Consider the following 11,265-nt stretch of genomic DNA (forward strand, 5'->3'; position numbering starts at 1 on the left):
ATGGCGAAGAGCAAATTCGAGCGTAACAAGCCGCATGTGAACATCGGGACGATTGGTCACGTTGATCACGGGAAGACGTCGCTGACGGCGGCGATCACGAAGTACTTCGGCGAGTTCCGCGCGTACGACCAGATCGACGCGGCGCCGGAGGAGAAGGCGCGCGGCATCACGATCTCGACGGCGCACGTGGAGTACGAGACGGAGAACCGTCACTACGCGCACGTCGACTGCCCGGGACACGCCGACTACGTGAAGAACATGATCACGGGCGCGGCGCAGATGGACGGCGCGATCCTGGTCTGCTCGGCGGCCGACGGCCCGATGCCGCAGACGCGCGAGCACATCCTCCTGGCGCGCCAGGTCGGCGTTCCGGCGCTGGTGGTGTTCCTGAACAAGGTGGACCAGGTCGACGACGCCGAGCTTCTCGAGCTCGTCGAGCTCGAGGTTCGCGAGCTCCTGTCGTCCTACGACTTCCCGGGCGACGACGTTCCGATCGTCAAGGGCTCGGCGCTGGCCGCTCTCGAGGACTCCAACAAGGAGATCGGCGAGGACGCGGTTCGCGAACTGATGAAGCAGGTCGACGCCTACATCCCGACGCCGGAGCGTCCGATCAACATGCCGTTCCTGATGCCGATCGAGGACGTTTTCTCGATCTCGGGCCGCGGCACGGTGGTGACGGGTCGCGTCGAGCGCGGCATCGTGAAGGTCGGCGAGGAAGTCGAGATCGTCGGCATCCGCGACAACAAGAAGACGACGGTGACGGGCGTCGAGATGTTCCGCAAGCTCCTGGACCAGGGCCAGGCGGGCGACAACATCGGCGCGCTGATCCGCGGCGTGGACCGTGAGGGCGTGGAGCGCGGGCAGGTCCTGTGCAAGCCGGGTTCGGTGAAGCCGCACACGCGCTTCATGGCCGAGGCGTACATCCTGACGAAGGAGGAGGGCGGTCGCCACACGCCGTTCTTCACGAACTACCGCCCGCAGTTCTACTTCCGCACGACGGACGTGACGGGCGTGGTGACGCTGCCGGAGGGCACCGAGATGGTGATGCCGGGCGACAACGTGACGATGGACGTCAAGCTGATCGTTCCGATCGCGATGGAAGAGAAGCTGCGCTTCGCCATCCGCGAGGGCGGCCGCACCGTCGGCGCCGGTATCGTCGCCNCGATGGACGTCAAGCTGATCGTTCCGATCGCGATGGAAGAGAAGCTGCGCTTCGCCATCCGCGAGGGCGGCCGCACCGTCGGCGCCGGTATCGTCGCCTCGATCGTCGAGTAAGGCTTGGCCTCTTGAAATCAAGGGCGCGGCGGTCTACACCGCCGCGTTCTCTTTGCCCTTCGGGGCGGTTCGGGCGCCGTGCGGGCGTCCGGTTTGATTGGCTGAAGACTGTTTAGCGATCGGAAAGCGCCGGCACTCCGGCATGGCTCCGACGGAAGGACGAATGCAATGAACGGCCAGAATATTCGCATCCGCCTGAAGGCGTTCGACCACCGCGTGCTCGACGCCTCCACCCGCGAGATCGTATCGACGGCAAAGCGCACCGGCGCCAACGTGCGCGGGCCCATCCCGCTGCCGACCCGTATCGAGAAGTTTACGGTCAACCGCTCGCCCCACGTGGACAAGAAGTCCCGCGAGCAGTTCGAAATGCGCACCCACAAGCGGCTGCTCGACATCGTCGACCCGACGCCGCAGACGGTCGATGCGCTGATGAAGCTCGACCTCGCCGCAGGCGTCGACGTCGAGATCAAGCTCTAACGAGCGGACAAGAACCGGCAGGACCTTTCGGGGTCTCAAGGTTCCTCTGGAGAAAGAACGAGAATGCGTTCAGGTTTGATTGCACAGAAGGTCGGCATGACCCGCATCTACAATGATGCGGGCGAGCATGTGCCGGTCACGGTTCTCAAGGTCGAGAACCTCCAGGTCGTGGGTCAGCGCACCCAGGACAAGAATGGCTACACCGCCGTTCAGCTCGGTGTCGGCACTGCCAAGGTGAAGAACACCTCGAAGGCGATGCGCGGCGTGTTCGCTCAGGCCTCCGTCGAGCCGAAGCGCAAGATGGCCGAGTTCCGCGTGTCGGACGACAACCTCATCGACGTGGGCGCCGAAATCACGGCCGACCACTTCGTCGCGGGCCAGCTGGTGGATGTCACCGGCACCTCGATCGGTAAGGGTTTCGCCGGCGTCATGAAGCGCCACAACTTCGGTGGTCTTCGCGCCACGCACGGCGTGTCGGTCTCGCACCGCTCGCACGGTTCGACCGGTCAGCGCCAGGATCCGGGCAAGGTCTTCAAGAACAAGAAGATGGCCGGTCACATGGGTCAGACCCGCGTGACGACCCAGAACCTCGAGGTCGTCCGCACGGACGCCGAGAAGGGCCTCCTCCTGATCCGCGGCGCCGTGCCGGGCTCGAAGGGCGGCTGGATCCTCGTCCGTGACGCGGTCAAGGCGAAGCTCCCCGAGAACGCCCCCAAGCCGGCTGCCCTGCGCCAGGCCGCCAACAACGGCGCTTCGGCCGCTTCCGAGGGAACCGAGTAATGGACATCAAGATCAAGACCCTCGCCGGCGCCGAAGCCGGTTCGGTGACCCTCGCTGACGAGATCTTCGGTCTCGAGCCGCGCGAGGACATCCTCCAGCGCATGGTCCGCTACCAGCTCGCCAAGCGCCAGCAGGGCACGCACCAGTCGCTGGGCCGCGCCGAGATCGCCCGTACGGGTGCCAAGCTCTACAAGCAGAAGGGCACCGGTCGCGCCCGTCACGGCTCGGCCCGCGCTCCGCAGTTCCGCGGCGGTGGCAAGGCCCACGGCCCGGTCTCGCGCAGCCACGCTCACGATCTTCCCAAGAAGGTCCGCGCGCTCGCCCTCAAGCATGCCCTCTCGGCCAAGGCCAAGTCGGGCGGCCTGATCGTCATCGACGATCTGACCTCGGCCGACGGCAAGACCAAGGCGGTGCTGGCCCAGTTCGCGGGCCTCGGCCTGACGAACGCGCTGATCATCGGTGGCGCGCAGCTGAACGAGAACTTCGCTCGCTCGGCCCGCAACATCCCGAACATCGACGTTCTGCCGGTTCAGGGCATCAACGTTTACGACATTCTGCGCCGTCAGACGCTTGTCCTGTCGAAGGCTGCCGTCGAGGCCCTCGAGGAGCGCTTCAAATGAGCGATCTGCGCCATTACGACGTCATCACGAGCCCGGTCATCACTGAGAAGTCGACGCTGGTCTCCGAGTTCAACCAGGTGATCTTCAACGTTGCGAAGACCGCGACCAAGCCGCAGATCAAGGCGGCCGTCGAGGCTCTGTTCGGTGTCAAGGTCACTGCCGTCAACACTCTCGTCCGCAAGGGCAAGGTGCGGCGTTTCCGCGGCCGTCCGGGCCGCCAGAGCGACCAGAAGAAGGCGATCGTGACGCTGGCCGAGGGCCAGTCCATCGACGTCTCGACCGGTCTCTGACGGCTGGCTGCGAGGATAGAAGATCATGGCACTGAAGAACTTCAAGCCGGTCACCCCGAGCACCCGCCAGCTGGTGCTCGTCGACCGCTCGGGCCTCTGGAAGGGCAAGCCGGTCAAGCAGTTGACCGAGGGCCTGCATTCGAGCGGCGGCCGCAACAACATGGGTCGCATCACCGCCCGCTATCAGGGCGGCGGACACAAGCGCACCTACCGCATGATCGACTTCAAGCGTCGCAAGCTTGACGTCGTCGCGACGGTGGAGCGTCTCGAGTACGATCCGAACCGCACCGCGTTCATCGCGCTGATCCGCTACGAGGACGGCGAGCTGTCCTACATCTTGGCACCGCAGCGTCTGGCTGCCGGCGATAAGGTCGTGGCGGGTCTCACCGGCATCGACGTCAAGCCGGGCAACGCGATGCCGCTGTCGGCGATGCCGGTCGGCACCATCATCCACAATGTGGAGATGAAGCCGATGAAGGGCGGTCAGATCGCCCGTTCGGCTGGCGCCTACGCTCAGCTCGTCGGTCGCGACCAGGGCATGGCGATCCTGCGCCTGAACTCGGGCGAGCAGCGTCTGGTGTCGGGATCGTGCTTCGCCACGGTCGGTGCCGTATCCAATCCGGACCACGGCAACATCAACCTCGGCAAGGCGGGCCGTTCGGTCTGGCTCGGTCGTCGCCCGCACGTTCGCGGCGTCGCGATGAACCCGGTCGATCACCCGCACGGCGGTGGTGAGGGTCGCACCTCGGGTGGCCGTCACCCGGTGACGCCTTGGGGCAAGCCCACGAAGGGCAAGCGCACGCGCCAGAACAAGGCGACCGACAAGTTCATCATGCGCTCGCGCCATCAGCGCAAGAAGTAAGGGAAACACTCCATGACACGTTCCGTCTGGAAAGGTCCGTTCGTTGATGGCTACCTCCTGAAGAAGGCCGAAAAGGTCCGCTCGGGTGGTCGCAGCGAAGTCATCAAGATCTGGAGCCGTCGCTCCACGATCCTGCCGCAGTTCGTTGGTCTGACGTTCGGCGTCTACAACGGCAACAAGCACATCCCGGTCTCGGTCAACGAGGACATGGTCGGACACAAGTTCGGCGAGTTCTCCCCGACCCGTACCTATTACGGCCACGGCGCCGACAAGAAGGCGAAGAGGAAGTAACATGGGTAAGGCCAAGGCCGAGCGCGTGCTCAAGGACAACGAGGCGAAGGCTGTCGCCCGTACGATCCGCGTGAGCCCGCAGAAACTCAACCTCGTCGCGCAGATGATCCGCGGCAAGAAGGTGGATCGCGCTCTCGCGGACCTCACCTTCTCGCGCAAGCGGATCGCCGAGACGGTGAAGAAGACGCTGGAAAGCGCCATCGCGAACGCCGAGAACAACCACGATCTTGACGTCGACACGCTGGTCGTCGCCGAGGCTTTCGTCGGCAAGTCGATCACGATGAAGCGTTTCCACGCCCGCGGTCGCGGTCGGGCGAGCCGGGTCGAGAAGCCGTTCTCGCACCTGACGATCATCGTCCGCGAGAAGGCCGAAGAGGAGGCCGCGTAATGGGTCAGAAAGTCAATCCGATCGGCCTGCGCCTCGGCATCAACCGGACCTGGGACTCCCGCTGGTTCGCCAACACCGGCGAGTACGGCCAGCTGCTCCACGAGGATCTTGCGATCCGCAAGTACCTCCTCGCCGAGCTGAAGCAGGCGGCGGTCTCCAAGATCGTCATCGAACGCCCGCACAAGAAGTGCCGCATCACGATCCACTCGGCGCGTCCGGGCATCGTCATTGGCAAGAAGGGCGCTGACATCGAGAAGCTTCGCAAGAAGCTGGCGGCGATGACCAACGCCGAGACGCACATCAACATCGTCGAGGTCCGGAAGCCCGAGACCGACGCGACGCTGGTGGCGCAGTCGATCGCCCAGCAGCTGGAGCGCCGCATCGCGTTCCGCCGTGCGATGAAGCGCGCCGTCCAGTCGGCGATGCGCCTTGGCGCCGAAGGCATCCGCATCAATTGCGGCGGCCGTCTCGGCGGCGCTGAGATCGCCCGCATGGAATGGTACCGCGAGGGCCGCGTTCCGCTGCATACGCTTCGCGCGGATGTTGACTACGGCACCGCGGAAGCCCATACGGCGTACGGTGTCTGCGGCGTGAAGGTCTGGATCTTCAAGGGCGAGATCCTGGAGCACGATCCGATGGCTTCCGAGCGTCGTGCGGTCGAAGGCGACGGCTCGAACTCCGGTGGCGGCAACAACCGTCGTCGTGAGCGCGAGCGCGAGCACGCCTGATAGTCGAAGTTTCGGAGTAATAGGAAATGTTGCAACCAAAGCGCACGAAGTTCCGGAAGGCGTTCAAGGGACGCATTCACGGCAACTCCAAGGGCGGCTCGTTGCTCAGCTTCGGGACCTTCGGTCTGAAGGCCCTCGAGCCGGAGCGCGTCACCGCCCGCCAGATCGAGGCGGCTCGCCGCGCGATCACCCGTCAGATGAAGCGCCAGGGCCGCGTCTGGATCCGGATCTTCCCGGACCTGCCGGTCACCGCCAAGCCGACGGAAGTCCGCATGGGTAAGGGCAAGGGTGCGATCGAGTACTGGGCGGCTCGCGTCGCTCCCGGTCGTATCATGTTCGAGATCGACGGCGTGGCGGAAGACGTCGCTCGCGAGGCCCTGCGCCTCGGTGCGGCGAAGCTTCCGATCCGCACGCGGTTCATCCAGCGCATCGCCGAGTAAGGAGAAATTCGATGAAAGCCTCCGACCTCACCACGAAGACGCAGGACGAGCTGACGGCCGACCTCGGCAAGCTGAAGAAGGAGCAGTTCAACCTGCGCTTCCAGCGTGCCACGGGCCAGCTCGAGAACACGTCTCGTGTCAAGGAAGTCCGTCGGGACATCGCCCGGATCAAGACCATTGCCCGCCAGAAGGCCGGCACGGCCAAGGCCTGAAGGTAGTCAACTATGCCGAAACGCGTTTTGCAGGGGACCGTGGTCTCCGATAAGAATGACAAGACGGTCGTCGTGCTCGTGGAGCGTCGCTTCACGCATCCGCTCTTCAAGAAGACCGTTCGCCGGTCGAAGAAGTACAAGGCGCACGACGAATCCAACCAGTACAAGGTCGGCGACATCGTCTCCATCGAGGAGACCAAGCCGATCTCGAAGGACAAGACTTGGATCGTCGTTGCCTCCCAGGCTTCGGCTCAGTGAATATAGGCTCGGGTGCAGCGCATGATCCTGCGCTCCCCGGCTGCTCGTGATTTGAAGGCGGCCTGACATGATTCAGATGCAAACAAACCTCGATGTGGCGGACAATTCCGGCGCCCGTCGTGTCATGTGCATCAAGGTGCTGGGCGGCTCGAAGCGGAAGTATGCCTCGGTCGGCGACATTATCGTCGTTTCGATCAAGGAAGCCATTCCGCGCGGCCGCGTGAAGAAGGGTGACGTGATGAAGGCGGTCGTGGTTCGCACGGCCAAGGACATCCGCCGCCCGGACGGTTCCGTGATCCGCTTCGACCGCAATGCGGCGGTGCTGATCGACAACAAGAAGGAGCCTGTCGGAACTCGTATCTTCGGACCCGTTCCGCGCGAGCTGCGCGGCCGGAACCACATGAAGATCATTTCCCTGGCCCCGGAAGTGCTGTAAGGAGCCGGACCGATGCAGAAGATCAAGAAGGGCGACAACGTCGTCGTGCTGGCCGGCAAGGACAAGGGCCGCTCGGGCAAGGTGCTCCAGGTCATGCCGAAGGAGGACCGTGCGGTCGTCTCCGGCGTCAACCTGGTGAAGCGCCACCAGAAGCAGTCCGCCAGCCAGGAAGCCGGGATCGTCTCCAAGGAGGCCCCCATCCACCTCTCGAACCTCTCGGTCGCCGACCCGAAGGATGGCAAGCCGACCCGCGTCGGTTTCAAGGTTGTCGGCGAGGGCGAGAACGCAAAGAAGGTGCGCGTCGCCAAGCGTTCGGGAGAACAGATCGATGGCTGAGACCAGCTACACGCCTCGGCTCAAGGCCGTATACCGCGACGAGATCCGCAAGCAGCTTCTCGAGGAGTTCAAGTACTCCAACGAGATGGAAGTTCCGCGTCTCGACAAGGTCGTGATCAACATGGGCGTCGGTGAGGCCACCGGCGACTCCAAGAAGCCGACGATCGCGGCGGAAGACCTGGCGAAGATCGCCGGTCAGAAGCCTGTCATCACGCGTGCCCGGAACTCGATCGCCGGGTTCAAGGTGCGCGAGAACATGCCGATCGGCGCGAAGGTCACCCTTCGCAAGGAGCGCATGTACGAGTTCGTGGATCGCCTGGTGCAGATCGCTCTGCCCCGCGTGCGGGACTTCCGCGGCCTCAACCCGAAGAGCTTCGACGGTCGTGGCAACTTCGCCATGGGCTTGAAGGAGCACATCGTGTTCCCCGAGATCAACTACGACAAGGTTGATCAGATGTGGGGCATGGACATCATCGTGTGTACGACGGCGAAGACTGACGAAGAAGCCCGCGCCCTTCTGAAGGCGCTGAACTTCCCGTTCCGCCAGTAACGGCAGGCGAAAGGAAAAGTTATGGCCAAGAAGAGCGCCATCGAGAAGAACAAGCGCCGGCAGAAGCTGGTCGCCAAGTACGCGGCCAAGCGCGAAGCGCTGAAGGCCGTGACGACGAACCAGGAGGCCTCGATGGAGGAGCGTTTCCGCGCTCAGCTCCAGCTGGCCGAGTTGCCGCGCAACTCTTCCAAGGTTCGCGTCCGCAACCGTTGTGAGGTGACGGGTCGTCCGCGCGCCTATTATCGCAAGCTGAAGATGAGCCGTATCGCGCTGCGCGACCTCGGCAACACCGGGCAGATCCCGGGCATCGTCAAGTCGAGCTGGTAAGGAGGCACTGCAATGGCACTTTCCGATCCTCTCGGCGATATGCTGACGCGCATCCGCAACGCCACGATGCGGAGCAAGACGTCGGTCGCCACCCCTGCCTCCAAGCTCCGCGCGCGCGTCCTCGACGTGCTCAAGGACGAGGGCTACATCCGGGGTTACTCCGAGACCAAGTTCGAGAACGGTACGGCTGAGTTCAATATCGAGCTCAAGTACTACGAGGGCGCTCCGGTCATCAAGGAGATCTCCCGCGTGTCGAAGCCCGGCCGTCGCGTCTACGTTTCGGCGAAGACGATCCCGCATGTCGCCAACGGCCTGGGCATTTCGGTGCTCTCAACCCCGAAGGGCGTCATGGCGGACCACGCCGCTCGCGAACAGAACGTCGGTGGCGAGATCCTCTGCCGCGTCTTCTGACGCCGCGTCGAGGTCTCCCAAGCGATCAACGGACAGGTTCTCAGATGTCTCGTATTGGCAAGAAGCCGGTTGCCGTCCCGGGCGGGGTCACCGCCTCGGTCGACGGTCAGACCGTCCGGGCTAAGGGCCCGAAGGGCGAGCTCTCGTTCGTGGTGAACGACGAAGTGCTCGTGAAGATGGAAGACGGGTCGATCAAGGTCGACCCGCGCGACGACTCGAAGGATGCGCGTTCGAAGTGGGGCATGTCCCGTACGATGATCGTGAACATCCTGTCGGGCGTGAAGGATGGTTTCGAGAAGCGTCTCGAGATCAGCGGCGTCGGCTATCGCGCTTCGATGCAGGGCAAGAACCTGCAGCTGGCGCTCGGCTTCAGCCACGACGTTCTCTACCCGGTTCCGGAGGGCATTTCGATTGTCGTTCCGAAGCCGACCGAGATCGTGATCACCGGCATCGACAAGCAGCAGGTCGGTCAGGTGGCTGCCGAAATCCGCGATTACCGCGGTCCCGAGCCTTACAAGGGCAAGGGCGTGAAGTACGCGGGCGAGAAGATCGTCCGTAAGGAAGGCAAGAAGAAGTAAGGCTCGGGACATGGCAACGCAGAAGGAACTCCTCCGGCGCCGCGCATCCCGCGTCCGCCGTTCGATCAAGGCCGTGGCGAACGGGCGTCCGCGCCTTTCGGTCCACCGCTCGTCGAAGAACATCTACGCCCAGATCATCGACGATGCCGCTGGCCGTACCCTCGCTGCCGCTTCGACGCTTGATGTCGGGCTGCGCGGCGATCTGAAGACCGGCGCCGACACCGCCGCCGCTGCAGCCGTTGGCAAGCTCGTCGCCGAGCGCGCCAAGGAAGCGGGCGTGACCGACGTCGTGTTCGATCGTGGTGCGTTCATCTACCACGGCCGCATCAAGGCTTTGGCCGAGTCTGCCCGCGAGGGTGGCCTGAACTTCTGATCTTCGACCCAAGGGTCGTCGATCTTCGGTGTGATTGCGGTCCGGTGGGTTTTCCTGCCGGCCGTGTCATGCTTTAAGCCGGGTGCCGCATCGATCGGCACCTTTCCCAGGACGCCTCCGGAAAAAAACAAGGACAGGATATGGCGCCTCGCAATGAACGTAACGACCGCGAAGAGCGGGATGACGGCTTCGTCGACAAGCTCGTCCACATCAACCGCGTCGCCAAGGTGGTCAAGGGTGGCCGTCGCTTCGGCTTCGCCGCGCTCGTCGTCGTCGGCGACCTGAAGGGCCGCGTGGGTTTCGGCCATGGCAAGGCGCGCGAAGTGCCGGAAGCCATCCGCAAGGCTACGGAAGCCGCCAAGCGCGACCTGATCTTCGTGCCGCTGCGCGACGGTCGCACGCTGCACCACGACGTGGCCGGTCGTCACGGCGCCGGCAAGGTCCTGCTGCGCACCGCCGAGGCCGGTACCGGCATCATCGCCGGTGGTCCGATGCGCGCCGTGTTCGAGGCCGTCGGCATGCACGACGTCGTCGCCAAGTCGCTCGGCTCGTCGAACCCGTACAACATGGTTCGTGCCACGTTCGACGCCCTGAAGGGTCAGATGCATCCGAAGGATGTCGCTGCCCGTCGCGGCATCAAGTATTCCACGCTCCAGGCGCGCCGTCGCGACCTGGTCGGCGCTGAGGACTGATGGAGCAGCGCGAGCGCAGCAATGCGCTTGCCGCCCGTCGTCCCCCTTCAAGGAGCCGAATGATGTCCAAGACCCAAGTCCAGGGCTCGACGATCACCGTCGAACAGATCGGAAGCCCGATCCGCCGTCCGAGCGAGCAGCGTGCCACGCTGATCGGCCTCGGGCTGAACAAGTTGCACCGCGTTCGGACGCTGGAGGATACGCCTTCGGTCCGTGGCATGATCGCCAAGGTCAGCCACCTCGTCCGCGTCGTCGACGGCCAGTGAGCCGGGAGTAAACGAGATGAAGCTCAACGAGATCGCCGATAAGGACGGCGCCACCCATTCGCGCAAGCGTCTCGGTCGTGGCATCGGTTCGGGTTCCGGCAAGACCGGTGGTCGTGGCGTCAAGGGCCAAAAGGCCCGCTCCGGCGTTGCGATCAACGGCTTCGAGGGTGGCCAGATGCCGCTCTATCGTCGCCTTCCGAAGCGCGGCTTCGTGAACATCTTCGCCAAGTCGTTCAACATCGTGTCGCTGGACAAGATCGCCCAGGCGATCGAGGCCGGCAAGCTCGACGCGAAGGCGACGATCGACATGGCGGCCCTTCAGGCTGCCGGTCTCGTGAACCGTGCGCGGGATGGCGTGCGGATCCTCGGTGACGGGGAAGTCTCCGCCAAGCTGACGATCCAGGCCGATGGCGCGTCGCGTTCCGCGATCGAGAAGGTCGAGAAGGCCGGTGGCACGCTCACCGTTCCGCAGAAGGCCGCGGCGGAAGCCTGAACCTCCGCCTTGCGGTTGAAGTTCGAAAGCCGCCCTCCCACACGAGGGCGGCTTTTTTCTTGCAGGACCGCCCGACGACCGAATTTGTCTTGTAATTCGCATCGCTAGGCCGTTCTACATAACGTCACGAACGTGTCGGAATCGTCCGCGTGGCTTGCGCATTGCGTCGGGCTGCCCGTGTC

General features: G+C 64.2%; 22 protein-coding genes and 1 pseudogene. All 23 read left to right on the forward strand.

What is annotated here, in order from left to right; genetic code table 11:
• Positions 1-1,161: elongation factor Tu (gene tuf / locus ASF65_RS21615; RefSeq protein WP_210166636.1), on the forward strand; the 1,161-nt coding region annotated here is incomplete at both ends.
• A gap of 1 nt (position 1,162) precedes the next feature.
• Positions 1,163-1,275 (forward strand): annotated as a pseudogene (locus ASF65_RS21965) (elongation factor Tu); the annotation flags it as partial.
• 168 nt (positions 1,276-1,443) lie between these two features.
• Complete coding sequence (gene rpsJ, locus ASF65_RS03895; RefSeq protein ID WP_006205468.1) at positions 1,444-1,752, forward strand: 30S ribosomal protein S10; 309 nt, start codon at positions 1,444-1,446, stop codon at positions 1,750-1,752.
• Between the two features lie 63 nt (positions 1,753-1,815).
• Positions 1,816-2,532, forward strand: a complete 717-nt coding sequence (gene rplC, locus ASF65_RS03900) for a 50S ribosomal protein L3 (protein ID WP_055885486.1) — start codon at positions 1,816-1,818, stop codon at positions 2,530-2,532.
• Entirely contained in the window at positions 2,532-3,152 is a 621-nt protein-coding gene (gene rplD / locus ASF65_RS03905) for a 50S ribosomal protein L4 (RefSeq protein WP_055885488.1), read from the forward strand. Before rplC ends, rplD begins: the two co-directional genes overlap by 1 nt.
• Complete coding sequence (locus tag ASF65_RS03910; protein WP_055885492.1) at positions 3,149-3,442, forward strand: 50S ribosomal protein L23; 294 nt, start codon at positions 3,149-3,151, stop codon at positions 3,440-3,442. The genes rplD and ASF65_RS03910 overlap by 4 nt, the downstream gene beginning before the upstream one ends.
• A gap of 25 nt (positions 3,443-3,467) precedes the next feature.
• The gene (rplB, locus tag ASF65_RS03915) at positions 3,468-4,304 is read left to right on the forward strand and encodes a 50S ribosomal protein L2 (RefSeq protein WP_055885495.1); all 837 of its coding nucleotides are present in this window, start codon (positions 3,468-3,470) and stop codon (positions 4,302-4,304) included.
• 12 nt (positions 4,305-4,316) lie between these two features.
• The gene (gene rpsS / locus ASF65_RS03920) at positions 4,317-4,595 is read left to right on the forward strand and encodes a 30S ribosomal protein S19 (protein ID WP_055885498.1); all 279 of its coding nucleotides are present in this window, start codon (positions 4,317-4,319) and stop codon (positions 4,593-4,595) included.
• A 1-nt stretch (position 4,596) separates the two neighbouring features.
• Positions 4,597-4,983: a 50S ribosomal protein L22 gene (gene rplV, locus ASF65_RS03925; RefSeq protein ID WP_055885501.1), complete on the forward strand. Its 387-nt coding sequence runs from the start codon at positions 4,597-4,599 to the stop codon at positions 4,981-4,983.
• Positions 4,983-5,711, forward strand: a complete 729-nt coding sequence (gene rpsC, locus ASF65_RS03930; RefSeq protein ID WP_055885504.1) for a 30S ribosomal protein S3 — start codon at positions 4,983-4,985, stop codon at positions 5,709-5,711. Before rplV ends, rpsC begins: the two co-directional genes overlap by 1 nt.
• Positions 5,712-5,737: 26 nt before the next feature.
• A complete protein-coding gene (gene rplP, locus ASF65_RS03935) occupies positions 5,738-6,151 on the forward strand; it encodes a 50S ribosomal protein L16 (protein WP_055885507.1) in 414 nt (137 codons plus the stop codon).
• A gap of 11 nt (positions 6,152-6,162) precedes the next feature.
• Positions 6,163-6,363, forward strand: a complete 201-nt coding sequence (gene rpmC, locus ASF65_RS03940) for a 50S ribosomal protein L29 (RefSeq protein WP_055885509.1) — start codon at positions 6,163-6,165, stop codon at positions 6,361-6,363.
• A gap of 12 nt (positions 6,364-6,375) precedes the next feature.
• The gene (gene rpsQ, locus ASF65_RS03945; protein WP_055885512.1) at positions 6,376-6,621 is read left to right on the forward strand and encodes a 30S ribosomal protein S17; all 246 of its coding nucleotides are present in this window, start codon (positions 6,376-6,378) and stop codon (positions 6,619-6,621) included.
• A 67-nt stretch (positions 6,622-6,688) separates the two neighbouring features.
• Entirely contained in the window at positions 6,689-7,057 is a 369-nt protein-coding gene (gene rplN, locus ASF65_RS03950) for a 50S ribosomal protein L14 (protein ID WP_055885514.1), read from the forward strand.
• Between the two features lie 12 nt (positions 7,058-7,069).
• Positions 7,070-7,393 (forward strand): 50S ribosomal protein L24, encoded by a 324-nt coding sequence (gene rplX, locus ASF65_RS03955; protein WP_055885517.1) that lies wholly within the window; start codon positions 7,070-7,072, stop codon positions 7,391-7,393.
• Positions 7,386-7,943, forward strand: a complete 558-nt coding sequence (gene rplE / locus ASF65_RS03960; protein WP_055885520.1) for a 50S ribosomal protein L5 — start codon at positions 7,386-7,388, stop codon at positions 7,941-7,943. Before rplX ends, rplE begins: the two co-directional genes overlap by 8 nt.
• A 21-nt stretch (positions 7,944-7,964) precedes the next feature.
• Positions 7,965-8,270: a 30S ribosomal protein S14 gene (gene rpsN, locus ASF65_RS03965; protein ID WP_055885522.1), complete on the forward strand. Its 306-nt coding sequence runs from the start codon at positions 7,965-7,967 to the stop codon at positions 8,268-8,270.
• A 12-nt stretch (positions 8,271-8,282) separates the two neighbouring features.
• Positions 8,283-8,681 carry a 30S ribosomal protein S8 gene (gene rpsH / locus ASF65_RS03970; protein ID WP_055885525.1) on the forward strand — a complete coding sequence of 133 codons (399 nt, stop codon included), beginning with the start codon at positions 8,283-8,285 and terminating at the stop codon, positions 8,679-8,681.
• A 44-nt stretch (positions 8,682-8,725) separates the two neighbouring features.
• A complete protein-coding gene (gene rplF / locus ASF65_RS03975) occupies positions 8,726-9,259 on the forward strand; it encodes a 50S ribosomal protein L6 (protein ID WP_055885528.1) in 534 nt (177 codons plus the stop codon).
• Between the two features lie 10 nt (positions 9,260-9,269).
• The gene (rplR, locus tag ASF65_RS03980; protein WP_055885530.1) at positions 9,270-9,632 is read left to right on the forward strand and encodes a 50S ribosomal protein L18; all 363 of its coding nucleotides are present in this window, start codon (positions 9,270-9,272) and stop codon (positions 9,630-9,632) included.
• Between the two features lie 140 nt (positions 9,633-9,772).
• The gene (rpsE, locus tag ASF65_RS03985; RefSeq protein ID WP_055885533.1) at positions 9,773-10,324 is read left to right on the forward strand and encodes a 30S ribosomal protein S5; all 552 of its coding nucleotides are present in this window, start codon (positions 9,773-9,775) and stop codon (positions 10,322-10,324) included.
• A 59-nt stretch (positions 10,325-10,383) separates the two neighbouring features.
• On the forward strand, positions 10,384-10,590 hold the full coding sequence (rpmD, locus tag ASF65_RS03990) for a 50S ribosomal protein L30 (protein ID WP_156369158.1): 207 nt from the start codon (positions 10,384-10,386) through the stop codon (positions 10,588-10,590).
• Between the two features lie 16 nt (positions 10,591-10,606).
• Complete coding sequence (gene rplO, locus ASF65_RS03995) at positions 10,607-11,083, forward strand: 50S ribosomal protein L15 (RefSeq protein WP_055885536.1); 477 nt, start codon at positions 10,607-10,609, stop codon at positions 11,081-11,083.
• The last annotated feature ends 182 nt before the right edge of the window (positions 11,084-11,265 follow it).

Origin of the sequence: Aureimonas sp. Leaf324 (genome assembly GCF_001423245.1) — a bacterium.
Classification (GTDB): domain Bacteria; phylum Pseudomonadota; class Alphaproteobacteria; order Rhizobiales; family Rhizobiaceae; genus Aureimonas.

Coding starts and splice junctions, on each gene's coding strand:
- rpsJ (WP_006205468.1), top strand. CDS start 1,444: ATGAACGGCCAGAATATTCGCATCCGCCTGAAGGCGTTCGACCACCGC.
- rplC (WP_055885486.1), top strand. CDS start 1,816: ATGCGTTCAGGTTTGATTGCACAGAAGGTCGGCATGACCCGCATCTAC.
- rplD (WP_055885488.1), top strand. CDS start 2,532: ATGGACATCAAGATCAAGACCCTCGCCGGCGCCGAAGCCGGTTCGGTG.
- ASF65_RS03910 (WP_055885492.1), top strand. CDS start 3,149: ATGAGCGATCTGCGCCATTACGACGTCATCACGAGCCCGGTCATCACT.
- rplB (WP_055885495.1), top strand. CDS start 3,468: ATGGCACTGAAGAACTTCAAGCCGGTCACCCCGAGCACCCGCCAGCTG.
- rpsS (WP_055885498.1), top strand. CDS start 4,317: ATGACACGTTCCGTCTGGAAAGGTCCGTTCGTTGATGGCTACCTCCTG.
- rplV (WP_055885501.1), top strand. CDS start 4,597: ATGGGTAAGGCCAAGGCCGAGCGCGTGCTCAAGGACAACGAGGCGAAG.
- rpsC (WP_055885504.1), top strand. CDS start 4,983: ATGGGTCAGAAAGTCAATCCGATCGGCCTGCGCCTCGGCATCAACCGG.
- rplP (WP_055885507.1), top strand. CDS start 5,738: ATGTTGCAACCAAAGCGCACGAAGTTCCGGAAGGCGTTCAAGGGACGC.
- rpmC (WP_055885509.1), top strand. CDS start 6,163: ATGAAAGCCTCCGACCTCACCACGAAGACGCAGGACGAGCTGACGGCC.
- rpsQ (WP_055885512.1), top strand. CDS start 6,376: ATGCCGAAACGCGTTTTGCAGGGGACCGTGGTCTCCGATAAGAATGAC.
- rplN (WP_055885514.1), top strand. CDS start 6,689: ATGATTCAGATGCAAACAAACCTCGATGTGGCGGACAATTCCGGCGCC.
- rplX (WP_055885517.1), top strand. CDS start 7,070: ATGCAGAAGATCAAGAAGGGCGACAACGTCGTCGTGCTGGCCGGCAAG.
- rplE (WP_055885520.1), top strand. CDS start 7,386: ATGGCTGAGACCAGCTACACGCCTCGGCTCAAGGCCGTATACCGCGAC.
- rpsN (WP_055885522.1), top strand. CDS start 7,965: ATGGCCAAGAAGAGCGCCATCGAGAAGAACAAGCGCCGGCAGAAGCTG.
- rpsH (WP_055885525.1), top strand. CDS start 8,283: ATGGCACTTTCCGATCCTCTCGGCGATATGCTGACGCGCATCCGCAAC.
- rplF (WP_055885528.1), top strand. CDS start 8,726: ATGTCTCGTATTGGCAAGAAGCCGGTTGCCGTCCCGGGCGGGGTCACC.
- rplR (WP_055885530.1), top strand. CDS start 9,270: ATGGCAACGCAGAAGGAACTCCTCCGGCGCCGCGCATCCCGCGTCCGC.
- rpsE (WP_055885533.1), top strand. CDS start 9,773: ATGGCGCCTCGCAATGAACGTAACGACCGCGAAGAGCGGGATGACGGC.
- rpmD (WP_156369158.1), top strand. CDS start 10,384: ATGATGTCCAAGACCCAAGTCCAGGGCTCGACGATCACCGTCGAACAG.
- rplO (WP_055885536.1), top strand. CDS start 10,607: ATGAAGCTCAACGAGATCGCCGATAAGGACGGCGCCACCCATTCGCGC.